Below are 22,866 nucleotides of genomic sequence, written 5' to 3' on the forward strand. Positions count from 1 at the left end.
AATTATGTATTTTGAATCTTTGAGTGATTTCTTTGCCATGGGAGGTTATGCCTCGTATGTCTGGAGTGCATTTGGAATCACATTCCTCGCGATGATCATTTTACTGGTCGTAAGCGTTCGTCGTGGTAAGCAATTACTAAATGAAGTACAAGCTAAGATTGATCGTCAAGCTCGTATCGATGCAGCAAAAAATATGGAGAACACTCTATGAACCCAAGACGTAAAAAGAGGCTGGGCATTGTCTTAGCGATCTTTTTTGGTATCAGTGCGACTGTTGGATTGATGGTTTACGCACTTAACCAGAACATGGATCTGTTCTACACACCAACTGAGCTGGTCAACGGCAAAGATGGTAAGAAACCTGAAGTTGGTCAACGCCTACGTATTGGTGGCATGGTCGTAGTCGGCTCTGTAAGCCGTGACGATGAATCACTACGTGTAAGCTTTGATTTGCAAGATGTAGGCCCTAAAGTAACAATTCTATACGATGGCATCCTTCCTGATCTTTTCCGTGAAGGCCAAGGTATTGTTGCTCAGGGTGTTCTTAAAAATGCAACGACAATCGAAGCGTTTGAGGTGTTGGCAAAGCACGATGAAGAGTACATGCCTTCTGAAGTTGCGGAAGCAATGAAGAAAACCCATGAGCCTTTGCAATACACGACTGAACAAAAAGAAGGAAATGCTCAATGATAGCCGAGATCGGCCATTTTGCGATGATCCTGTCCTTGGGACTTGCATTGCTGCTAAGCGTGCTCCCACTGTATGGAGCCGCTCGAAATAACACATTATTGATGAACAGCGCACGACCGTTGTCGTGGGGTATGTTCGGATTCTTAGCGATTTCGTTCTTTATCCTGTGTTACGCGTTCTACACAAATGATTTTACGATTCAATACGTAGCAAGTAACTCGAATAGCCAACTGCCTTGGTACTACCGAATTACGGCGGTTTGGGGCGCTCACGAAGGTTCATTACTGCTTTGGGTTCTTATCCAAGCGGGTTGGACGGTTGCTGTAGCGACGTTTAGTCGTGGTATGCCTCAAGAGTCTGTGGCTCGCGTACTGGCTATCATGGGTTTGATTACTGTCGGCTTCTTGCTGTTCATTATCGTAACGTCTAACCCGTTCCTACGTACATTGCCTTTCTTCCCTGTAGATGGCCGTGACTTGAACCCACTACTGCAAGACCCGGGTTTGATTATTCACCCGCCAATGCTTTACATGGGTTATGTAGGTTTCTCGGTAGCGTTCTCTTTCGCCATCGCTTCTCTAATGAGTGGTCGTTTAGATACGGCATGGGCTCGTTGGTCTCGTCCTTGGACAATCGCAGCTTGGTTATTCCTAACAGTAGGTATCGCACTAGGCTCTTGGTGGGCTTACTACGAACTTGGCTGGGGTGGCTGGTGGTTCTGGGATCCAGTAGAAAACGCTTCATTCATGCCTTGGTTGGCTGGTACTGCGCTGATGCACTCACTAGCGGTAACAGAAAAGCGTGGCACATTTAAAGCTTGGACAGTATTGCTGGCTATCTCTGCATTCTCGCTAAGCTTACTAGGTACATTCTTAGTTCGTTCAGGCATCTTGGTATCGGTTCACGCGTTTGCGTCGGATCCTGCTCGTGGTATGTTTATTCTAGGTTTCCTAGTCTTTGTTATTGGTGGTTCACTGCTGTTGTTCGCGGTTAAAGGCGCATCGGTTCGTGTTCGCGGTAACTTCGATTTGGTTTCTCGTGAAAACGCACTGCTTGGTAACAACATCTTATTGATTGCAGCGCTTGTCGTTGTATTAGTCGGTACGCTACTGCCATTAGTTCACAAACAGTTAGGCTTGGGCTCGGTATCTATCGGTGCACCATTCTTTGACATGTTGTTCTTTTGGTTAATGATCCCGTTCTCGTTCCTGCTTGGTATCGGTCCTCTGATCCGCTGGAAACGTGACAACCTATCTAAGCTTGTTAAACCAATGCTGATTTCAGGTGCATTCTCACTTGGCTTGAGTGCGCTAATGGTTGCTCTATTGGCCGACCGCTTCAGTGGTACTGCGTTTGCTGGTTGGGTAATGGCGTTCTGGATTATCTTCATGCACGGCTTTGAGTTGCATGAACGTGCGACTCACCGTCACACATTCCTGAAAGGTCTAACTAAGCTACCTCGAAGCCACTGGGCAATGATGTGTGGTCACATCGGTTTAGCTGTGACAGTGATTGGTATCGCGATGGTGCAAAACTACAGCATCGAACGCGATGTTCGTCTGGCACCTGGTGAAAGCTACCAGCTTGAAGAATACAGCTTCCTGTTTACAGGGGTTCGTGACAAAGATGGTCCTAACTACGATGGTTACATTGCTGACTTTGAAATTACTAAAGAAGGCAAATACATCAACACGCTTCACGCTGAAAAACGTTTCTACACCACCGCTAAGTCTATGATGACGGAAGCAGCGATTGACCGTGGTGTAACGCGCGATCTTTACATCGCGATGGGTGAACGTTTAGACGACAACAAATCTTGGGCTGTACGTATCTACTACAAACCATTTGTACGTTGGATCTGGGCAGGCTCTTTGATCATGTCGATTGGTGGCGCTATTGCTATCAGTGACCGTCGTTACCGTTTCCGTAAGCCAACCAAAAAGTCGGCTGAAGAGCAGGAGGCTTAATCCGAATGAACAAGAAGATTTTATTCATTCCATTGATTGCGTTCATGGTTCTAGCTGGAATCTTTGCAACGCAATTAATGCGCAACCAGTCGGGTGATGACCCAACTAAGCTTGAATCCGTATTGATTGGTAAGCCTGTGCCTGAGTTTGACCTAGAAGATTTAGAGCAACCAGGTAAGCTGCATGATCAAGCTATCTTTAAAGGTGAGCCGTTGCTTCTTAACGTATGGGCGACTTGGTGCCCTACTTGTTATGCAGAGCACTCTTACCTGAACAAACTTGCTGGTCAAGGGGTTAAGATCATTGGTCTTAATTACAAAGATGATCGCAATAAAGCGGTTGGTTGGTTAAAAGAGCTGGGTAACCCGTACCTAATCAGCCTGTTTGATGGTAATGGCATGCTAGGTCTTGACCTCGGCGTGTATGGCGCACCTGAAACTTTCCTAATTGATGCTAACGGTGTGGTTCGTTACCGCCATGTTGGTGATGTGAACCCGACCAACTGGGCATCGACGCTTGAGCCGATGTATCAAGAGTTGTTGGAGGAATCGAAATGATTAGAAAGGCATTGATTACTCTATTTGCTACGTTCGCAATCTCAGCGACGGTTTCTGCTGCACCTATCGAATTTCATGAATTTGATACCGTAGATCAAGAGCAGCAGTTCAAAGAGCTAAGCAATACATTACGCTGCCCTAAATGTCAGAACAACACGATTGGTGATTCGAACGCTGAGTTAGCGGTCGACTTACGTCAAAAAGTGTACGAGATGACAAAAGACGGTAAGTCGAAGCAAGATATCATTGATTACATGATTGCTCGCTACGGTAACTTTGTGACTTACAATCCACCACTGACACTAGCAACATCGATCCTTTGGATTGGTCCGTTTGCGGTGGTTGTGTTTGGATTTGGCTTGATCATTTTGCGAAGCAGAAAGTCAAAATCGAAAGCGGCAGTAGAGTCAGATAAAGACTGGGATGCAGACAAAGAAGCTCGCTTAAAAGCGTTACTCGATGAAGAGAACGACGGAGATAAGAAGTAATGACTCTATTTTGGATTTCTACCATTATCCTTTCGCTAGCGGCAATTTTCTTAATTGTTCTGCCTTTCATTAACAAGAAGGCAAACAATGACGAAATGCTTCGCGACGAGTTGAACAAAGCATTCTATAAAGACCGTCTTGTCGAGTTAGAAGTAGAAGCAGAGGAAGGTCTTGTTGATAACCAACAAGAACTGATCGATGATTTGAAACAGTCTCTGCTTGATGATGTTCCTGCACAAGAAGAGATGAAGAAGACTCAAATCTCTACGCTTGGTGTGGTTGTACCGTCGATCATCCTTGTCGTCGTTGTGACTTATGGTATGTACTTTAAGTTCGGTGCGTTGGACAAAGTTCAACACTGGCAAGAAGTGAGCTCGAACCTTCCTGAATTGTCTAAAAAGCTAATGTCATCGGAAGGTGGTGCACTAACGGATGATGAGTTGGAAGATTTGACTCTAGCGCTTCGTACTCGTCTGCATTACCAACCAAAAGATTCAACAGGTTGGTTGCTACTCGGTCGTATTGCACTGGCTAACCGCGACGCTGAAACAGCAAAAGATTCTATGGAACGAGCTTACAAGCTTGAACCTAAGAATGAAGATGTTCAGTTAGGTTTCGCACAAGCACTGATGCTTTCTCCTGATGAAGCTGATCAAAACCAAGCTCGTTTGATTTTGAGCCGTTTGATTCAAAACGATTACGTTGACCTTCGTGTGTTCTCACTGCTTGCGTTTGATGCGTTTGAGCGTCAAGACTACCCAGGTGCTGTGAAGTACTGGAGCATCATGCAACAGATGATTGGTCCACAAGACAGTCGCTATGAAATGCTTTCGCGCAGTATTGAAAGTGCTCAGAAGAAAATGGGCGACACTATGGGTGTCGACCAAGGTAAGACTGTTGCTGTAACGCTCGATCTATCTGCAGACGTGAATGCTGACCCTAACTCAGTGTTAATTGTGTCAGTACACAGAGCTGATGGTTCTCCAATGCCTATCGCAGCGGCACGCTACCCACTAGGGACTTTCCCTCGTACGGTTGTGCTAGATGACGGCAACAGCATGCTGGAAGGGCAAGAGCTGTCTAGCCTTGAAACACTGATGGTTAGAGCTAGGCTTGATACAGACGGCAACGTTTCAACTCGCGAAGGTGATTGGTACGGTGAAAGTGAAGTGGTTGAATTGGGCGCTCCAGTTACCATTGATATCAATAAGCAATATTAATCATCACTTTGCATAGGTGTTATCTATTCCGATTTGCAGATAAACGGTATAGACTTAGCCAAACAATTGAGGCCAGCGATTGCTGGCCTTTTTTATTATTTGAATTCCTTATGGAAAAGGTGATATGTCTGTCAGTGTTTTAAGACTCTCGAGTTTACTTTTTATCGCAAGCTTAACGGTTGGGTGTTCAAGTGCGCCGGACGAAAGTGTTAACGATGATAACCTCGAAACCTCTGAATACGTCGAAGAGTTCCACCCGAATGATCCTTTTGAAGGCTTCAACCGAGCGATGTGGGATATCAACTACGAATATCTAGATCCTTACTTAGTTCGCCCTGTTTCCCTCGCTTATGTTGACTACACCCCTGTGCCAGTGCGTTCTGGTATCTCCAATTTCCTAGCCAACTTAGACGAACCATCAAGCATGGTGAATAACCTTATTATGGGCAATGGTGAAAAAGCACTCGACCATTTCAATCGTTTTTGGATTAACTCAACGATTGGTTTGTTAGGCTTAATCGATATTGCTAGCGAAGCTGGGATCACCAAGTACGATGATAAGTCGTTCTCTGATGCGATTGGTCATTACGGGGTAGGAAATGGTCCGTACTTCATGGTACCGGGTTATGGCCCAGTAACAACGCGCGAAGTGACTGAAACCGTTGATGGTATGTATGTGCCTCTGTCTTTCTTGAACTTCTGGGCTAGCTTAGGAAAGTGGGCATTCGAAGGCATGGAAACTCGTGCTCAGTTAGTTTCTCAAGAAGCTCTGTTGGATGACTCGCCAGATCCATATGCTCTGACTCGTGAAGTTTACATTCAACGTCGTGACTTTAAAGCCGAAATCGAACCGGAAGAAGTCGATCTTGAAGAAGAAGATTTCATTGACGGATACCTAGAAGATTACTAGATATAAGATTTTGAATAACTGATAAAAGAAAGGCTCGATGTTGAAAATAACATCGAGCCTTTTTAATGCTTTCTACTTTTAGGGAGGTAGATTAGAAGCGGTAGTTAGCTTGGATACCTACTAGCCAGATGCTACCTGTTACTTCACCTTCGAAGTCACCACCAAATGGTGCAGAACTTGCGTCATCTTCAACCATTTTTGCGTCTTTAGCTAGAATGTAAGTGAAGCCAGCATCTAGAGTTAGTTGCTCAGACCATTGATATCCAGCACCAATGCTTAACCAAGTGCGGTCTGTTTCTGGGATCGTTGCCGTACGGTGCTCATCGCTTACCGCTGAAGTATCGTATGCGATACCAGAGCGTAGAGCTAACTTAGGCGTCATTTGGTAAGTAGTACCAAGAGCAAAGCGGTAGTTATCTTCCCAGTTCTCTTGCTTGATATCTTGAGTTCGAGCAGGACCGAATTCAGGGATGTCAGCTACTAGTTCTTTAAAGCTGCTCCAGTTAGTCCAGTTAACGCTCGCATGTACAGCGACCTTATCTGATAGTTGATGGAAGCTTGCTAGCTCGGCGGTAGCTGGCAATGCAAGTTGCATTGAGCCGTTATATTTTGACTTCACAGGAGTACCTAAAGCGCCAGCAACAGCATCAAAAGCGACACCATTTGCGTGGCCTTCAAGCGTTAGGTCTACTTCTGACTTGTAGGTAAAACCAAGGCGGTTGTTTTCATTGATCTGCCAAGCGGTACCAACTTGCCAGCCCCACGCTGTGTCATCACCTTCCATGTATTTTAAAGCTGTACCTTGAGGCATAGGAACTAGAGAGTTAACTGTAGATACCGCTCCAAAGCTACCTTCAGCCATGATGTAACGAATACCACCACCAATAGATACGCTTTCAAGTACTTGGTAAGCCGCGTTTAGGTTTAGCTCCATCGTAGTAACACTTGCTTCGTTACCGTGGTTTGCGCCACCAAAGTCTTTACCTAGGTCTGTTTCCATACCGTAGTTAGTGCCAGCAGCAAAGCCTAATGCGAACTTGTCGTTGTACTTATGAGAAACATAAAAGTTTGGGATTACTGCACTGTGCGCAAAATCGCTAGAATTTGACGAAGTAGATTGTCCCATCATGGACGTAGAAGTACCGTCGATATCGATGTTAGGGTCAACATAGATAGCACCAACAGAAACCTGAGTACCTTCTAGGTAAGTCAGCATGGCAGGGTTACGCCATTGTGCGTCTGCGCCGTCAGCCATTGCAGCTTCACCAGCGTATGCGCGGCCAAGGCCTGTTGCTGAGTATTCTGCTAGTTGAAAACCTGCCGCGTGAGTGACGGTAGAAGTCGAAAGTAGTCCAACTGCCACTGCAGCAGATAGAAGAGTCTTATTCATTTTCATTATTATGTTCGCTGAATCATAAGTATTTAGTGGCGTGATTCTACGTTTAGAGTCATTACTTTAAAAATGAAATTCGAATAAAACAGTGTTTTAGGGATTTAATGAGTAAATGTGTTTAATTATTAGAGAAATAATCTAAATGTTTCGGCTGTGTTGCGAAGTTTGAGCGTACACTTGTAGTCATATATTGACCTTGCAGGCTACAGTTGTAAGCTTAAATTGATGTGGGTCAGTGGTTTAGGTAATAAAAAAGGGTCGCATAATGCGACCCTTTGGGGATTACTTATTAGCTTATATTAGAAGCTACGGCTGTACTGTAGACCCATTAGGATTGCATCTGCACGAGTTGTTGCTGAAATTGACGAAACAACAGAAGTTGATTCATTAACTTTAACATCGTCGCCCATTAAGTATGTGAAACCAAAGTCTACGTTTGACGCTTCGTTGATGTGGTATGTGAAACCAGCTGAGAACCATTGGCGATCTGAATCTGGAACTGAAACTGAAGTGACTTCATCTTGTGCACTTGTGTCATACATGTAGCCGGCACGAAGTGTCCAATCGCGATTCATGTAATATGTACCACCTAGAGAGTAGTGCATACCATTCTGCCATTCGTAATTGTTTAGAACACCTGCTTTGTCTGCTTCTAGCTTGTCAAATGAGCTCCAACCAATCCATTGCACTGAGTAATGAACTGCGAATTTAGTATCTTCAATCTTGTGGAAACCAGAGAACTCGACCATATCAGGTAGAGGCATATGAAGGGTATCATCTTTATATTCAGTGCCTTGGTAGCTGATATCGCCTTCAGCTTCAAGTTTCGGAGAGTAGTGGTAAGCCAAACCAAAACGGTTATTTTCATTTAACTCGAAAACAGTACCAAGGTTAAAGCCCACAGCCCAACCATCCGCTTCAGCATCAAGAACTGTTTGACCTGCTTGTGGCAAGCCTGGGATTGGCGGAGTATTAACTTCCGAGCTCATTGTTCGTTTCAGTTCGCCTTTACCGTAAATAAGGTCAAGGCCTGCACCAAAGCTCCACTGTTTGTTTAGACGGTATGAACCAGCTAAACCAAAGTTAACACTTTTTACATCTGTTAGGCCGCCGTATTCACCACCCACATAGCTATCGCTGAATTCAGTTTTTGTACCGAAGTTAGAATAAGCATTTACACCCCATGCAAATTTATCATTTACTGGAACGATTAGATGAATGTTTGGTGCAATCGAAGTATCGCCAGCATCGTCATAGTCAGCATTGCTAGAATTACCGCCCATGAAGCCTGTGTAAGTAGCATCCTTGACTTCAATCATAGAAGTGATGCTTTCAAAACCAAGAGATAGTTCAGTTTTGTCAAACAGTGCCATTGCCGCAGGGTTACGTGCCATTACTGACGCGTTATCTGCGATTACTGCATCACCAGCGAAAGCACGGCCGATACCGGTAGCTGATTGTGCGTTAAGTTGGAAACCTGCTGCCATCGCTTGCGAAGACGCCAGTGTAATTGTTACTGCTAAAAGAGACTTTTTAAACAGACGCGTGTTGTTGGTAGTCATTCATTTATTCCTTTATATATCCGCCTCTACAGGGCGATTAATTTGAGCAATTGCTCAATGGTGGCTGATCCTATTCGCAAGTATACGATATACAAATCCGACCATTGGGAATTTTGAGTGGAAAATTATGGAAATGACGCCTATCTGGCACGAAAATGGTGTGAAATGCTGTTTTTTAGAGTTTTAACTCTAGAGGTATTGGTGGTGTGAATGGTTTTGTGGTTTATTTATAAATAAAGCCCAGCAATATCAGTAATATAATTGCTGGGCCTTTTGTGACGGGGCTTTGAGAGCGAATCAGCTCATTGGTTTGATCATTTTTGTCAGCTTTTCGGCGATTTTGGAAACATCCTCACCATTTTCACCCACAAGGATTAAGCTGCTGCCATCTACGGGTGTTACCGAGCCGGACATGCCTTTTTCATCAAAATCGATAGGTTTGTCTGTTGGAATACCGGTTAAAAACAGTGTTACTTTGCCTTTTGCGCCTTGGAAGACCATATGTACTGCGTTGGATTTACCAAAGCCACAGTGGTTTAGGTAATAAACATGGTAAGGGAAAGCGTCATCAAACTGAAAAGCAAATGGGTTCATTTTTGCGTTGATCTGCTGCGATGTAACCTGTTCATCGATGCTACTAACAAAGCTCTTCTCATCAACAACATGCTTCATCGCTGTATCAACTAAACTAGCTTGCGCAGGTGAAACGAATGCATTTCCCCAATTCACTTGGCCAACTAATAAACCTGCAACGAATGCTACTGAGGCGGCCATTGCCATTGCTCGTCTCGCAAACGTTGGCCTTACTACTTTGCTTTCTTCGCTTGAGGTCTGATTGAACAGAATACGATCAGCAAGATCGTCTGGCACATCCACATTCATCGCAGAGTGGATCTGTTTATCAAGCGCTAGTACATCGTCTAAGAAGTTACTATTGGCTTCGCTATTCGCGGTCGCATCAACAATATCTTGTGTACGTTGTTTAGGTTCCGACAATACACGACGACGAAATTCCAAATCATCCATTATGTTGCCCCCTCTCTGCCTCTTCTGTATCCAACAGCTCTTTCAACTGATTTCGAGCTCTGAATAAACGTGTCATCACCGTGTTTTTGTTGAGATCGAGAATATCGGCAATCTCATCACCACTAAAACCACCAATCACTTGCAAGAAGAGAGGTTCACGGTAATCAATTTCAAGTTTCATGATCTGGGCTTGCAACCACTGATGCTGATGGTGCGGGTCATCACTGACACTAGCATCGTTACCGTGATCGTCGATATCAACCAGATCAAACTGTTTGCGTTCAAAACGTCGAGCGTTCTCGCGTCTCAAGATGGTAATCAGCCAAGATTTGGCGGCTTTTTCATCTTGAAGGCTATCGAGTGACTTCCATGCACGAAGGCAAGTTTCTTGAACTAAGTCTTCGGCAATGCTTTTGTCTTTGCATAACCAATAGGCGTAGCGAAAGAGGTCACGATGATAGGCGCGCACAAGTGCTTCGTATTTTCTTTGTTTGTCCATATCAGAGTTGACCGGACGCTTGGCTGTTTTCTTTCCAAACATTTTTATTATTGACACACGAGCCTCCATAATTGCTCTGCGTATAGCTGTCCTCTATACGTTGTGCTTCGTTTTTATATTTTTAGAGCTAACGATCGGCAGGAAATCGTAAAATCACATTAAAATTGATCTACTTCAAAATCTAAGGCCTCGAACTCGTTATAGTACACCTTGTCGTCTAGTTAGTCATTCGTGGCTAGCATGTTGAGCAAGACGACACTTCCTTTTGAAGGCTGACTTTACTTTCTCCTAATCAGGAAACTGATTATTTCAATTGGCGCTAAGTTAATTGCTTTATATACATTCCGACCACACAGCTTTGTGTGGTTTTTTTTTGCCTCAAGAAAACCATTCCCTACACAGCGATAACAGTCTTTGCTTACAATAGTTTAGTCTCTTACGGCAACCTTTCCCCCAAAAAGGTTCGCCTGAATGCGCAGTTATATTTTCAAACAGTGAGATACTCGTATCACGTTTATTTAAACGCTCGTTTGATTTAATTAACAACTTCTTTACAATGCTTCAGGTCAGACCTCTTAACTTTAAGGAGAAACCATGGGCAAACAGGAAGTCAAAACGCGTTCTGGAGAACGTGTTGCCGTTGTCGCTGGATTACGAACCCCATTCGCTCGTCAGAGCACAGAATTTAGCCAAGTGCCTGCGGTCGACTTAGGCAAAATGGTTGTGAGTGAAATGCTTGCAAGAACGGATGTCGATCCTGCGCTTATCGAACAAGTTGTGTTCGGCCAAGTAGTGCAAATGCCAGAAGCGCCGAACATTGCGCGTGAAATCGTGTTGGGCACAGGCATGAACATCAATACCGATGCCTACAGTGTCACACGAGCATGTGCGACCAGCTTCCAAGCGGCAGTTAACGTGACCGAAAGCATTATGGCTGGCACGATTGATGTCGGTATTGCAGGCGGTGCGGACTCTTCTTCTGTATTGCCTATCGGTGTTTCGAAAAAGTTAGCGGCAAATCTATTAGCGCTGAGTAAAACGAAAACTATGGGTCAAAAGCTGAAGATTCTTAAAACGCTTTCCGTAAAAGATTTGATGCCAGTACCACCTGCAGTTGCAGAGTACTCGACCGGTTTATCCATGGGACAAACGGCTGAGCAAATGGCTAAGACGCATGGTATTACTCGCGAAGCTCAAGACGCACTTGCTCACCGTTCTCACTCTTTGGCTTCTCAGGCATGGAAAGAAGGCAAGATTAAAGACGAAGTGATGACTGCATTCCCGGCGCCTTACAAAAAGTATCTAGCGGAAGACAACAACATTCGCCACGACTCAACGGTTGAAGGATACGCCAAGCTACGTCCTGCTTTTGATAGAAAGTACGGCAGTGTAACGGCAGCCAATGCTACGCCACTGACTGATGGCGGTGCAGCAGTGATGTTGATGCGCGAAGGTAAAGCGAAAGAACTAGGCTTAGAAGTGCTTGGTTATATTCGTGGTTATGCGTTCTCAGCGATTGGTGTTGAAACAGATATGTTGATGGGCCCGACTTACGCGACCTCACAAGTATTAAAGAACACCGGTTTAGAGTTGTCAGACCTTACACTGATCGAGATGCATGAAGCATTCGCTGCCCAAGTTTTGGCTAACGTTAAAATGTTCGCGAGCGATGAGTTTGCACAGAAGAATCTTGGCCGCGACAAAGCGATCGGTGAGATTGATATGGAGAAGTTCAACGTGCTGGGTAGCTCGATTGCTTACGGACATCCGTTTGCAGCGACTGGCGCGCGCATGATGACTCAAACATTACGTGAACTGAAACGTCGCGGTGGCGGCTTGGCATTGAACACAGCTTGTGCGGCTGGTGGTTTAGGTGCAGCAATGATCTTGGAGGTAGAATAATGTCTACGACTCTTGATGCAACAACAGAAAAAGAAACAGTCGCTCAACCAGATTCAACCTCTGCGACTGAATCAACCAAAAAGAAAGCGACAGCATTTACTCTCAATATCGATGAGCAAGATATTGCTTGGTTAGCGATTGATGTACCAAACGAGAAAATGAACACGCTGCAAGCGGCTTTTGCTGAAGAAATGAAAGCCATCTTCGAGCAACTCAAAGAAAAGCAAAGCCGAGTTAAGGGCCTAATCGTTCATTCTCTTAAGCCAGATAACTTTATCGCTGGTGCTGATGTAAGAATGCTTGATGCGTGTATAACGGCTGACGAAGCACAGTCTCTGGCTCGCCAAGGGCAGGAGATGTTCCAAACGCTTTCTGAACTACCGTACCCAGTAGTCGCAGCGATTCACGGCCCATGTTTAGGTGGTGGTTTAGAGCTTGCACTGGCGTGTGATTACCGTGTATGTACCGATTCAGATAAGACTCGCGTTGGTCTGCCAGAAGTACAGTTAGGTCTGTTACCAGGCTCTGGCGGTACACAGCGTCTACCTCGCCTTATTGGTTTGCTGCCATCTCTTGACCTAATCCTTACGGGTAAGCAACTGCGCGCTAAGAAAGCGAAATCGCTCGGTGTTGTCGATGCTTGTGTGCCTGAAACTATCCTGCTTGAAGTCGCTAAAAGCTTTGTTGAAAAGAATACGGGCAGTAAAAAAGGTAAGCGCCTTGCGTCGAAAAGCCAAGCGTCGACCAAAGAAAAGCTGATTTCACGTAACGGCCTTGGTCGTAAAGTGATTTTTGAACAAGCTTCTAAGAAGACCAATCAGAAAACACGCGGCAATTACCCAGCAGCGGATGCGATTTTAGACGTGATTCGTTATGGCCTTGAGAACGGCTTTGATAAAGGTCTTCAGTATGAAGCGAAGCGTTTCTCAGAACTGGTTATGACTTCAGAGTCTAAAGCCCTTCGTTCGATTTTCTTTGCAACCACGGAAATGAAAAAAGAACACGGCGCAGACGCAGAACCCAAAGCGGTTAAGCGTGTTGGTGTGCTAGGCGGTGGTCTTATGGGCGCAGGCATCAGCCATGTCAGTGTTGCTAAGGCGAAAGTGCCTGTACGCATTAAAGACGTATCAAATGAAGGTGTACTGAACGCGCTTAACTACAACTTCAAGTTGTTCGATAAGCAGCGTAAGCGTCGCATTCTGAGCCGAGCGGGCCTTGAAAGTAAGATGCTTCAACTGTCTGGTGGTATCGACTTTACGAGCTTTAATCACACCGATGTGGTGATTGAAGCGGTATTTGAAGACCTCGACCTTAAGCAGTCAATGGTTGCGGACATCGAAGCCAATGCCAAGCCAGAGACTATTTTCGCGACGAATACGTCTTCATTGCCGATCCATAAGATTGCGGAGAAGGCGCAGCGACCAGAAAACGTGGTCGGTCTTCACTACTTCAGCCCAGCCGAAAAAATGCCGCTAGTAGAAGTTATCCCTCATGAAACTACGTCAGAAGAGACGATTTCTACGGTTGTTGCATTAGCGAAGAAGCAAGGTAAAACGCCGATTGTTGTGAAAGACACGGCTGGTTTTTATGTGAACCGTATTCTTGCTCCGTACATGAACGAAGCAGCGCATTTACTGCTAGCGAACGAGCCGATTGAAAAGCTCGACAGCACGTTATTGGACTTCGGTTTCCCGGTTGGTCCTATCACTTTATTAGATGAGGTGGGTGTTGATATCGGTGCGAAGATCATTCCGATTTTAGTGAATGAGCTTGGCGATCGTTTCCAAGGTCCTGATGTGTTCGATATTCTTTTGAATGACAATCGTAAAGGCCGCAAGAGTGGTAAAGGTTTCTACACTTACAAAGGCAAGAAGAAGGAAGTGGATAAGTCAGTTTACAAGCTGCTTAAGCTGCAACCAGATCCTAAGTTGAGCGATAACGATATCGCGATGCGCTGTGTGTTACCTATGCTAAACGAAGCGGTTCGTTGTCTAGACGACGGCATTATCCGCAGCCCTCGTGATGGTGATATCGGTGCGATTTTCGGTATCGGTTTCCCGCCATTCCTAGGTGGTCCGTTCCGTTATATGGATCAAATCGGCATTAAGTCACTGGTTGAGATGATGAACGATTTCGCTAAGAAGTACGGTGATCGTTTCGCGCCATGTGATGGCCTACTGACACGTGCTGGATTGGGTGAGTCTTTCTACAAGTAACTCTCTAACTCATTGATTAAGAAGCCCGTATCAAGCAATTGATGCGGGCTTTTCTGTTTTATGAACGAGTGTGAAAGGAATGAGATTCCCGACTCAGTCGTTCCTCCTTCTCGGGAATGATGATTGAGAGATAAAAAGTAAGTTATTGCGTTGATTAGAAAGGTGGTCAAACACACGTCAATCAAAACTACCGTCATCTCCTAAAGCGACGAAGGAGCGTAATAGGAGATCTGCTTTTGGACTGCATCCAATAAAAAAGGTTGATGCTTTCACATCAACCTTATGATTTTCATTCCAACTTTATCAGCCTAGCTCAGTATCTTTCGGGCGTAACTGAAACTCATCAATAGAGCCAATTTCAACACCTGCTGACAGCTTCTCTTCCTCATTATGAGCATTACCGTGAGCATGCATAATCAGGCGATTTGCCGTGCGTGGTTTTAGCTGGCTAACCACAAAACGCATCATGTCTGAGCGAGTTAACCCCTTAAGGTCTTCCAATACGCGCTCTCTCTGGTTGAACTCAACATCCTTATTGCCTATCGCAACCCATAAGCGCTGAGCTCGCCCTCGCAAAGTCGTATCTGGTGCCGAAATCTGATTCCAGAGACCGCGCTTACTGCTGTGCCATTGATAGTCGTTAAGCTCCAACAGCACCATGTAAAAGGCATTGAGGAACTCATCTATTGAAGCTAACAAGTCAGCAGGGGCGGCATTCGGTGATTGCACATACAACACAATACCAGGGTGTCGGTTGAGCGGCATATTGCCAGTACCGACCATGTAACCTAGCTGCTGCTTGGTTCGTATCTCATGGAAGAAAGTGGCCGACATCAAATGGTTTGCCAATGAATACAGCGCGATATTTTTAGGTGAAATATCAGGGCATTGGTAATAAACCACAATTGCTGAATCATCTTGGTTACACACCACTTCACGTTGGAAGCTGCCGTTTTCACCGAGCATGATGAGCGGACGCAGTGATTCTTCGTAAGCCTGATCTTGAACACGCAGTGCATCTTTTAGCGTTTCAGCCATCTTGTGTGCATCGGCTTTTTTCCAGTCGCCATACACAAACATCTCAACATGAAGTTCCGCCAAGATTGCTTGAACAAAAGAGGAGAGCTCATCGACCTCTATCGTTTCTAGGGCTTCAATTAACACGGAATAAGGCGGGTTATTTGGTTGAAGTATCCCAGTCATTGCATTAAACAACTGCGAAATAGGGCGATCTTGCGACGCGTTGTTCCAGTTTCTGAGCAATTGATGCTTGATGGTTTCGAAGCGTGTTGGACTAAAGTCGCGTGCTTGGAAACGTTCAAGAATCATATTGAGCAGTTGTGGCTGTTTCTCGCTAAACCCGGACAGAGTGAGCGTTACACCGCCCTGATGGGTGTACATGTTGTAGCCCATTCCGGCGATTTCAGCCTGATACGTATCTTTTTCGAGTGAGTCTAAGAACATTTCTACACACAAGCGTGTTTTAACGATATTTCTTGGGCTAGCGACTGAGTGCGGGCTATCGATAGCAACATACACCACACCTTTTGGCACCCGGAATTGATGGTCTTGCAGATGCCATAGCTTAAAGCCATCGAGCTCTTCTAACAGTTGTGGGAACTTAGCGTCACCTTCGAGTTCAGTCGGGTCTAGATCGTAGCAAATAAACGGGTTTTTGCTTGGGAGTTCAAACTGCCAACCGGGGTTAATGCACGTAAAGCATTGAACTTGTTCAGCGCTAAAAGGTGTGACCGAGTAGGGAGTAAAGTACCACTTCGCTTCCCTGTCATACTCGAATCCCTGAGCAACAATGGTCGCTCGCATGTTGTCTACGGTTAAGTAAGGCAGCAAAGAACGCTGTAATTCGTCATCGAAATGCGACATTTTGTAATCGCCATACACCACATCTTGCTCTTGGTAGTGCTGCATGTTGATGACGAGGTGGCTGACGACATCAAGCGGTCTTGCTGGCTCTTGAAAGCGGAAAGCAGACTCTAAAACGGCGCGTTTTTCTAGGTAGCGCCACTCTTCTATGCCTTGTTGTTCGACTAACTTGATGTACTGAAATATCGCTTGGATGATGTTATCGGTTTTGGTTAAACCTTCTATGGTCAATGAGCAACTGACTGTGAAATCACGGTAGTTACTGCCACTCGCGCCACCACCTGCAGAGAGAGATGTTATCCAGCCTTTCTCTTTGAGTTGCATCATCAAACTGCCTTCACCTTCGTAACCTAAAAGGTGGGCAAAGAACGACAAAGGCTTAACGCCGTAGTGTTCGTCCATGCTTGGCATCGGGAAGGTTAAGATCAGTTTGCGCACTTCTTTAATCGGCTCAACGCGGACTTGTACACCCGTACTTAACTCGCCGACAATCGGAACTTCAACCTTTTTGCCTTGTAGGTTGTGATTGGTGATTGAGCTAAAGCGATCCTCAACCCAGCTTTGCATCTCATCTAACGACTGATTGCCAGACAGTGTCAGTGTCATCAAGTCAGCAGAGTATTGTTGCTGGTGGAAAGCCAAGATCTCTTGTCGAATCGTCTCGCCGTTTCTGTCACCCAACGTATCGATATTACCGACAGAAAACTTCGAGAATGGGTGATTGTGATTCACCAGTTCTTTGGTAACTTGGTACAAGCGTCGTGAGTCGTCGTTGAGTTTCATCTTGTATTCGGAGTCAACGGCTTGGCGTTCTTTGTCTAACGCTTCTTCGTTGAAAAGGGGAGCGGTAAAAAATTGGCTGAAGCGATCGAGTGCGGTTTCAAAGGCATTCAATTCAACATCAAAAAAGAAGCAGGTGTGCTCTGTTCCTGTCCAAGCGTTGTTGCTACCGCCATGCTGGCTGATAAAACTTTGGAACTCTCCGACCTTTGGATACTTTTCAGTTCCCAAAAATAGCATATGCTCTAAGTAGTGAGCTAAACCCTCTCGGTCTGTAGGGTCATCAAAATGCCCCACATTGACGGCTAATGCGGCTGCTGCTTTTTGAGCATTTTGATCCTGAACTAACAGTACACGTAACCCGTTATTTAAGGTTATGTAGCGGTATTGATGTTCATCATTTGGGCTTAAGTGCACAGGAGCATCTCCAGAGAAGGTGGTTTTTAAATTATGTACCCGATGATTCGGCGTGCAAACCTTGTGATCATATTTTGGGATATGAAGTGCTTTTTGGCGATTTCTAAATCACTTTTATCGATTTTTATCAGTAATTTATTTTCTTTTAACAAGATTGTTAAGAAAGTCGAACTCTTTGGCAAGTGACTTGATATAATTATTTATATTGACTGCGGTTTCTCTGGATTGAGAGCCAAACCTAAGTAGCGTTTCGCTGATATATGGGATATATCGACTTTCGACATGTTACGAAGACAGGATTGAACATGAAAATATTCATTATGCGCCACGGTGAAGCAGAACATTTTGCCAACTCGGATGCAGAAAGAGCGTTGACCAAGCGCGGGAAAATGGCTTCTCTTGCCGTGGCACAAGCTGCAAATGAGCAGGGGATTAGTCAATTCGATAAAGTGCTGGTGAGCCCATATTTAAGGGCACAAGAAACGTGGTTAGAGATCTCTCAGGCGTTTTCTGGAAAGAAAGTAGAAACCTGTGATGATATTACGCCTTATGGAATGTCCGACGATGTGTTTGATTTGACCTTAGCAATGGCTGAAGTAGAAAAACTAGAGACCATTTTATTTGTTTCTCATTTACCTCTAGTTGGCTACCTAACTGCAGAGTTTGCAACAGGCATGGCGCCGCCTATGTTTCCCACTTCGGGCCTAGCGTGTATCGACTTCAACCTTGAGACACAAAAAGGTGAGTTGCTTTGGAACATCAATCCATAAGCTCGTTGAGCTCTGTTTGATGACAAAGTTGCAGACAATTAGAAAGGGCATCTCAATATGATTGGGATGCCCTTTGTTGTTTTTTGGTGAGAGAGAGTTTGTTAACCAGAATTACTTCTCAGGAACCGAAAGCAAGACTAACAGCGCGCCATTGCCGCCAAACTCTAACGGCGCTTGGTGGAAAGCCATCACGTCTGGGTGCTGTGCTAACCACAAAGGCACCTTCTGTTTAAGGATGTGTTTACCGATACCGTGTTGAACACAGGCACACGCCACGCTCTCTTTCACGCAGTGCACAATCATCGCGCCAAGCTCACGTTTGGCTTCTTGTTGAGTCATACCATGCATATCGAGATACACGTCAGGCACGTAGACACCACGACGGAGGCGCTTGACCTCATATTTAGAGACATCATCACGCGCATAACGCGTCGGACCGTCTTCGCTAAGATGCGGAATGAACTCATCCGAGAAATAAAACTCGCTATCACTGGCTTGTCTTGTCGTTCGAGTAATTTCTTTTTGCTTGGCATTTCTTTTTGGCTGCTGGACTATGGTATCCTGTTGCAACTTTTTAACGCCCTTTACTGCATCGTTGAACAGGGCGAAATCGTCATCGAAGTCGGTGTCTTTTTTGCTCATCAGGTTATGAATTCTAATTAGAAACGTAATTAGCAGTATTGTAGCGCTTTTCGGAGACAATTTTGGATAAGATTTTTGTAGAAGAAGCGGTATCAGAACTACACACGCTTCAAGATGTGATTCGTTGGACTGTTAGCCGCTTTAACGCAGCGGGCCTATTTTATGGTCACGGCACTGATAACGCGTGGGATGAGGCAGTACAACTTATCTTACCTACTCTTTATCTGCCGATTGATGTTCCTTCGCATGTGATGAACTCTCGTCTAACGAGCAGCGAACGTCTACGTATTGTTGAGCGCGTAATCAAGCGTATTAATGATCGTACACCAACGGCTTACCTAACCAACAAAGCTTGGTTCTGTGGTCTTGAGTTCTTCGTTGATGAGCGCGTTCTTGTGCCTCGTTCTCCAATTGGTGAGCTGATCGAAGCTCAATTCCAACCTTGGTTAACTGAAGAGCCAACTCGCATCATGGATATGTGTACGGGTAGTGGTTGTATCGCTATTGCTTGTGCTCACGCATTCCCAGACGCTGAAGTAGATGCGATTGATATCTCTACTGACGCATTGCAAGTTGCAGAGCAGAACGTTCAAGATCACGGCATGGAGCAGCAAGTGTTCCCAATCCGTTCAGATCTTTTCCGTGATTTGCCAAAAGAGAAATACAACCTGATCGTATCTAACCCACCTTACGTGGACGAAGAAGATATGAACAGCCTGCCAGATGAGTTTACTCACGAGCCAGAACTTGGCCTAGCAGCGGGTACAGACGGTCTGAAATTGGTTCGTCGCATCTTAGCTAATGCACCAGACTACCTAACTGACGACGGTATTCTTATCTGTGAAGTTGGTAACTCAATGGTTCATATGATGGATCAGTACCCAGAGATTCCATTCACTTGGATTGAATTCTCTAACGGTGGTCATGGCGTATTCATGATCACTCGTGAGCAGCTTGTTGCTTGCGCTGATGAGTTCTCTATCTACAAAGACTAGGTTTCAATTATTAGGTTAGTGCCCCTATCTTAGGGCTGTAAGCTTAGAACCTGACATCTAGTAAGACGTTCGATTTGAAACGTTTTTATTTAAACGCCATGCAGCAATGCATGGCGTTTTTTATTGCCTAGATTAAAGATGTTTGCATTTATATCGAAGACGTTAAGCGCAATATTTAGTTGATTAATATGAGGGCTTATTACATATTGGTGTTTAATATTTAGTCGTTTTAGTGAGTTAAGGAGGATTCACGATGAGCTTTGATACATGGATTTATTATTTGTTGGCAGTACTGATATTAACGGCATCGCCGGGCCCAAGTTCTTTATTGTGCATGACCAAAGGTGTGCAGTCGGGTTTTAAATTATCAATATTTACTGCGCTGGGTAGCTTAACGGCGATCACCGGAATCTTAACGTTATCGTTCACCGGTTTAGGGGTGATCATTGCTTCATCAGAAGTGGTGTTTAATGTCATTAAATGGACAGGCGCTGCGTATCTTATCTACCTTGGCTGGAAGTCTTTACGCTCTAACCAGCAAGATTACGACAATCTATCCAGTCAACAAACCGATTCTCAACCTGTTAAAGAAAGCGCGGTGCAACACTACTTAAGTGGTTTTATTGTTGGCGCGAGTAACCCGAAAGCGATTCTATTTTTTACCGCACTTTTCCCACAGTTTATTGATCCCTCAATTGCGCTATTACCACAGTTTACCGTGTTTGCTTTTACCTTCGCAGTGATGGAATTGTCTTGGTTATTGGTGTATGCCTACTTGGGGGCGAAGTCGTCAAATTGGTTGTTTGCGAAAGGTCGAGCCAAGGTCTTTAATCGTGTCACTGGAGGTGTCTTTATTGGGGCTGGCGCACTGCTTTCGACGACCAGTCGAGCATAACTTTCTGTTTTATCAGAGAGGTGAATGGTTACAGAATATTCTTGATGCTGTCATAAAAGGTTAATATTAATGTGCTTGCTGCTTTTGGCGAAAAGCCGATATATTGTAGTTACACCATCACGTTCTCAAGGAGAGACATATGCAGCATCAAGAAATGATTCAACACAGTAACTTTGGCGTAATCAGTCGTACTTGGATTTTCTCTACCCTTTCTCTAGTGGGTATTCTTGCTCTAATGTAGTCAGCTTCATGGCTCTATAGTTTTAGTTTTTATTATGAAATCACTTGTTAAAAAGTCTTCAAAGTCAGAACTCTTTCTCTTATAAATGTGGCTTTTCTCATCAGGCTAGCCACTTAACTTTTTCTTAGTCATCTTCTTCTAGCAAGCATCCCCCAGTAATTTACTCCTAGTCACCACTTTCTTCTTGTGGAATGGTTTATCACCTTACCTCTATAAACAAGCGCCATCGCACTTCTGAAGTTGTTACGAAACTGTGATAATCTTAAGTTATCTTTTATCTACAGTGTATCTCTCATGTCTGTCTGGGATTCTATTTCATTTAACAATCGATTTACTGCATTACCTCGACTGTTCTATACCCCAATTCAACCTACACCGCTCAGCAATGTCCAATGGCTCGCATGGAACCATAAGCTTGCGGATGAACTCGGTTTTTTGTCATTTGATGATGCTTCCGAGGAATTGCTTGAAACGTTATCTGGCAATGTTGAACCTGAGCAGTTTTCGCCTGTAGCAATGAAATACGCAGGCCACCAGTTTGGTTCTTATAACCCGGATTTAGGTGATGGAAGAGGGCTGTTATTAGCTCAAATTGTCGCGAAAAGTGGCGAAACGTTCGATTTACACCTTAAAGGTGCCGGTAAAACGCCCTATTCACGTATGGGCGATGGACGCGCTGTTATTCGATCAACCGTTCGTGAGTACTTATGTAGCGAAGCGATGGCAGGGCTCAATATCCCAACCACTCGCGCGTTGGCTATGATGACTAGCGACACACCGGTATATCGAGAGAAGCAAGAGTGGGGCGCATTGTTGGTGCGTGCTGCCGAATCACACATCCGTTTCGGTCACTTTGAACATCTGTTTTATACCAATCAGTTGGCTGAGCATAAGTTGCTGGCCGATAAAGTCATTGAATGGCACTTCCCTGAGTGTCTCGATGAAGAGAAACCCTACGCTGCTATGTTTAATCAGGTTGTTGACCGTACCGCGGAGATGATTGCGTTGTGGCAAGCGAATGGTTTTGCTCATGGCGTGATGAACACCGATAACATGTCGATCATCGGGCAAACTTTCGATTATGGTCCGTTCGCGTTTCTTGATGAATATGACCCAAGATTGATCTGTAATCACTCGGATTACCAAGGTCGTTATGCTTTTAACCAGCAGCCAAGAATAGGGCTTTGGAACCTGTCGGCACTGGCTCACTCACTTTCTCCGCTGGTGGATAAGGCCGACTTAGAGGCGGCTTTAGAGCAGTACGAACCGCAAATGAACGGTTACTTTAGTCAGATGATGCGTCGTAAGTTGGGGCTACTTTCGAAACAAGAAGGCGACAGTCGTTTGTTTGAATCTATGTTCGAGCTGATGTCGCAAAACAAAGTCGACTACCCAAGGTTCTTTAGAACGCTATCGAACCTAGACACCTTGTCGCCACAAGAAGTGATTGATCTGATAATTGATCGAGAGGCAGCAAAACTGTGGGTAGATAACTACTTACAACGCTGCGAATTGGAAGATAGCTCAGTGGTCGAGCGCTGCGAAAATATGAGACAGGTAAACCCGAAATACATCCTCAGAAACTACCTAGCTCAGCTAGCGATAGACAAAGCAGAGCGCGGTGATAGCAGCGATATTGACGCTTTGATGGTGGTACTGGCAGACCCTTATGCGGAACACCCGGATTATGAATACCTTGCGGCTCTACCTCCTGAGTGGGGTAAAGCCATGGAGATCAGCTGCTCTTCATAACCAACCAATAGCGGATTAAGCCCTAAAGATTCAGATAGAGGTCACTAAGTTGTGATCTTT

At 44.9% G+C, this 22,866-nt stretch carries 19 protein-coding genes; 13 read left to right on the forward strand and 6 right to left on the reverse strand.

Going from position 1 to position 22,866, the window contains the following annotated elements; genetic code table 11:
- Positions 1 to 4 precede the first annotated feature (4 nt).
- From ccmD to AB4133_RS10105, 7 genes are all read left to right on the forward strand, one after another.
- On the forward strand, positions 5 to 211 hold the full coding sequence (ccmD, locus tag AB4133_RS10075; protein WP_009848525.1) for a heme exporter protein CcmD: 207 nt from the start codon (positions 5 to 7) through the stop codon (positions 209 to 211).
- Positions 208 to 690: a cytochrome c maturation protein CcmE gene (gene ccmE / locus AB4133_RS10080; protein ID WP_372224337.1), complete on the forward strand. Its 483-nt coding sequence runs from the start codon at positions 208 to 210 to the stop codon at positions 688 to 690. The genes ccmD and ccmE overlap by 4 nt, the downstream gene beginning before the upstream one ends.
- Positions 687 to 2,657, forward strand: a complete 1,971-nt coding sequence (locus AB4133_RS10085; protein WP_017060654.1) for a heme lyase CcmF/NrfE family subunit — start codon at positions 687 to 689, stop codon at positions 2,655 to 2,657. Before ccmE ends, AB4133_RS10085 begins: the two co-directional genes overlap by 4 nt.
- Positions 2,658 to 2,662: 5 nt before the next feature.
- The gene (locus AB4133_RS10090; RefSeq protein ID WP_017066365.1) at positions 2,663 to 3,214 is read left to right on the forward strand and encodes a DsbE family thiol:disulfide interchange protein; all 552 of its coding nucleotides are present in this window, start codon (positions 2,663 to 2,665) and stop codon (positions 3,212 to 3,214) included.
- Positions 3,211 to 3,702, forward strand: a complete 492-nt coding sequence (locus tag AB4133_RS10095; RefSeq protein ID WP_017066364.1) for a cytochrome c-type biogenesis protein — start codon at positions 3,211 to 3,213, stop codon at positions 3,700 to 3,702. The genes AB4133_RS10090 and AB4133_RS10095 overlap by 4 nt, the downstream gene beginning before the upstream one ends.
- On the forward strand, positions 3,702 to 4,922 hold the full coding sequence (gene ccmI / locus AB4133_RS10100; protein WP_017066363.1) for a c-type cytochrome biogenesis protein CcmI: 1,221 nt from the start codon (positions 3,702 to 3,704) through the stop codon (positions 4,920 to 4,922). The genes AB4133_RS10095 and ccmI overlap by 1 nt, the downstream gene beginning before the upstream one ends.
- A gap of 124 nt (positions 4,923 to 5,046) precedes the next feature.
- Complete coding sequence (locus AB4133_RS10105; RefSeq protein ID WP_017060650.1) at positions 5,047 to 5,832, forward strand: VacJ family lipoprotein; 786 nt, start codon at positions 5,047 to 5,049, stop codon at positions 5,830 to 5,832.
- Between the two features lie 91 nt (positions 5,833 to 5,923).
- Here the strand turns inward: AB4133_RS10105 and AB4133_RS10110 are convergent, their stop codons facing one another.
- The 4 genes from AB4133_RS10110 to AB4133_RS10125 form a co-directional block, all read right to left on the reverse strand.
- Positions 5,924 to 7,228 (reverse strand): outer membrane protein transport protein, encoded by a 1,305-nt coding sequence (locus AB4133_RS10110; protein ID WP_372113795.1) that lies wholly within the window; start codon positions 7,226 to 7,228, stop codon positions 5,924 to 5,926.
- Positions 7,229 to 7,524: 296 nt separating this feature from the next.
- A complete protein-coding gene (locus tag AB4133_RS10115; RefSeq protein WP_102320197.1) occupies positions 7,525 to 8,787 on the reverse strand; it encodes an outer membrane protein transport protein in 1,263 nt (420 codons plus the stop codon).
- Positions 8,788 to 9,084: 297 nt separating this feature from the next.
- Positions 9,085 to 9,813, reverse strand: coding sequence for a DUF3379 domain-containing protein (locus tag AB4133_RS10120; RefSeq protein ID WP_017060647.1), 729 nt, complete (start codon positions 9,811 to 9,813; stop codon positions 9,085 to 9,087).
- Positions 9,806 to 10,354 (reverse strand): sigma-70 family RNA polymerase sigma factor, encoded by a 549-nt coding sequence (locus AB4133_RS10125; protein ID WP_017060646.1) that lies wholly within the window; start codon positions 10,352 to 10,354, stop codon positions 9,806 to 9,808. The genes AB4133_RS10120 and AB4133_RS10125 overlap by 8 nt, the downstream gene beginning before the upstream one ends.
- Before the next feature lie 552 nt (positions 10,355 to 10,906).
- Between AB4133_RS10125 and fadI the strand changes: the two genes are divergently transcribed.
- Together fadI and fadJ are read left to right on the forward strand one after the other, a co-directional pair.
- Positions 10,907 to 12,214 (forward strand): acetyl-CoA C-acyltransferase FadI, encoded by a 1,308-nt coding sequence (fadI, locus tag AB4133_RS10130; protein ID WP_371721004.1) that lies wholly within the window; start codon positions 10,907 to 10,909, stop codon positions 12,212 to 12,214.
- Positions 12,214 to 14,430: a fatty acid oxidation complex subunit alpha FadJ gene (gene fadJ / locus AB4133_RS10135; protein ID WP_372224341.1), complete on the forward strand. Its 2,217-nt coding sequence runs from the start codon at positions 12,214 to 12,216 to the stop codon at positions 14,428 to 14,430. The genes fadI and fadJ overlap by 1 nt, the downstream gene beginning before the upstream one ends.
- A 303-nt stretch (positions 14,431 to 14,733) precedes the next feature.
- On the opposite strand, the gene AB4133_RS10140 is transcribed toward fadJ, so the two are convergent.
- Positions 14,734 to 17,511: an insulinase family protein gene (locus AB4133_RS10140; RefSeq protein WP_102320194.1), complete on the reverse strand. Its 2,778-nt coding sequence runs from the start codon at positions 17,509 to 17,511 to the stop codon at positions 14,734 to 14,736.
- Positions 17,512 to 17,816: 305 nt separating this feature from the next.
- On the opposite strand from AB4133_RS10140, the gene sixA reads away from it, so the two are divergent.
- The gene (gene sixA / locus AB4133_RS10145) at positions 17,817 to 18,281 is read left to right on the forward strand and encodes a phosphohistidine phosphatase SixA (protein ID WP_017064097.1); all 465 of its coding nucleotides are present in this window, start codon (positions 17,817 to 17,819) and stop codon (positions 18,279 to 18,281) included.
- A gap of 111 nt (positions 18,282 to 18,392) precedes the next feature.
- Here sixA and smrB read toward each other — a convergent pair whose 3' ends face one another.
- The gene (gene smrB, locus AB4133_RS10150; protein WP_372224342.1) at positions 18,393 to 18,923 is read right to left on the reverse strand and encodes an endonuclease SmrB; all 531 of its coding nucleotides are present in this window, start codon (positions 18,921 to 18,923) and stop codon (positions 18,393 to 18,395) included.
- 62 nt (positions 18,924 to 18,985) lie between these two features.
- Here smrB and prmB point away from each other — a divergent pair, with 62 nt between their 5' ends.
- The 3 genes from prmB to AB4133_RS10165 all read left to right on the forward strand — a co-directional run bounded on the left by prmB (position 18,986) and on the right by AB4133_RS10165 (position 22,806).
- Entirely contained in the window at positions 18,986 to 19,918 is a 933-nt protein-coding gene (prmB, locus tag AB4133_RS10155; RefSeq protein WP_017060640.1) for a 50S ribosomal protein L3 N(5)-glutamine methyltransferase, read from the forward strand.
- A 253-nt stretch (positions 19,919 to 20,171) separates the two neighbouring features.
- Positions 20,172 to 20,813 carry a LysE family translocator gene (locus tag AB4133_RS10160; protein WP_372224344.1) on the forward strand — a complete coding sequence of 214 codons (642 nt, stop codon included), beginning with the start codon at positions 20,172 to 20,174 and terminating at the stop codon, positions 20,811 to 20,813.
- Positions 20,814 to 21,348: 535 nt separating this feature from the next.
- Positions 21,349 to 22,806: a protein adenylyltransferase SelO gene (locus tag AB4133_RS10165; protein WP_372224346.1), complete on the forward strand. Its 1,458-nt coding sequence runs from the start codon at positions 21,349 to 21,351 to the stop codon at positions 22,804 to 22,806.
- Positions 22,807 to 22,866 lie beyond the last annotated feature (60 nt).

Source organism: Vibrio sp. 10N.286.52.F8, from assembly GCF_041468745.1.
In the GTDB taxonomy this organism is placed as follows: domain Bacteria; phylum Pseudomonadota; class Gammaproteobacteria; order Enterobacterales; family Vibrionaceae; genus Vibrio; species Vibrio crassostreae_C.

What these genes read in the sequence shown, in the direction of transcription:
- ccmI (WP_017066363.1), top strand. Translation starts at nt 3,702, where the DNA reads ATGACTCTATTTTGGATTTCTACCATTATCCTTTCGCTAGCGGCAATT.
- AB4133_RS10110 (WP_372113795.1), bottom strand. Translation starts at nt 7,228, where the DNA reads ATGAAAATGAATAAGACTCTTCTATCTGCTGCAGTGGCAGTTGGACTA.
- AB4133_RS10165 (WP_372224346.1), top strand. Translation starts at nt 21,349, where the DNA reads ATGTCTGTCTGGGATTCTATTTCATTTAACAATCGATTTACTGCATTA.
- AB4133_RS10160 (WP_372224344.1), top strand. Translation starts at nt 20,172, where the DNA reads ATGAGCTTTGATACATGGATTTATTATTTGTTGGCAGTACTGATATTA.
- ccmD (WP_009848525.1), top strand. Translation starts at nt 5, where the DNA reads ATGTATTTTGAATCTTTGAGTGATTTCTTTGCCATGGGAGGTTATGCC.
- AB4133_RS10095 (WP_017066364.1), top strand. Translation starts at nt 3,211, where the DNA reads ATGATTAGAAAGGCATTGATTACTCTATTTGCTACGTTCGCAATCTCA.
- AB4133_RS10115 (WP_102320197.1), bottom strand. Translation starts at nt 8,787, where the DNA reads ATGACTACCAACAACACGCGTCTGTTTAAAAAGTCTCTTTTAGCAGTA.
- AB4133_RS10125 (WP_017060646.1), bottom strand. Translation starts at nt 10,354, where the DNA reads ATGTTTGGAAAGAAAACAGCCAAGCGTCCGGTCAACTCTGATATGGAC.
- fadJ (WP_372224341.1), top strand. Translation starts at nt 12,214, where the DNA reads ATGTCTACGACTCTTGATGCAACAACAGAAAAAGAAACAGTCGCTCAA.
- sixA (WP_017064097.1), top strand. Translation starts at nt 17,817, where the DNA reads ATGAAAATATTCATTATGCGCCACGGTGAAGCAGAACATTTTGCCAAC.
- AB4133_RS10120 (WP_017060647.1), bottom strand. Translation starts at nt 9,813, where the DNA reads ATGGATGATTTGGAATTTCGTCGTCGTGTATTGTCGGAACCTAAACAA.
- ccmE (WP_372224337.1), top strand. Translation starts at nt 208, where the DNA reads ATGAACCCAAGACGTAAAAAGAGGCTGGGCATTGTCTTAGCGATCTTT.
- AB4133_RS10085 (WP_017060654.1), top strand. Translation starts at nt 687, where the DNA reads ATGATAGCCGAGATCGGCCATTTTGCGATGATCCTGTCCTTGGGACTT.
- fadI (WP_371721004.1), top strand. Translation starts at nt 10,907, where the DNA reads ATGGGCAAACAGGAAGTCAAAACGCGTTCTGGAGAACGTGTTGCCGTT.
- AB4133_RS10090 (WP_017066365.1), top strand. Translation starts at nt 2,663, where the DNA reads ATGAACAAGAAGATTTTATTCATTCCATTGATTGCGTTCATGGTTCTA.
- smrB (WP_372224342.1), bottom strand. Translation starts at nt 18,923, where the DNA reads ATGAGCAAAAAAGACACCGACTTCGATGACGATTTCGCCCTGTTCAAC.
- AB4133_RS10105 (WP_017060650.1), top strand. Translation starts at nt 5,047, where the DNA reads ATGTCTGTCAGTGTTTTAAGACTCTCGAGTTTACTTTTTATCGCAAGC.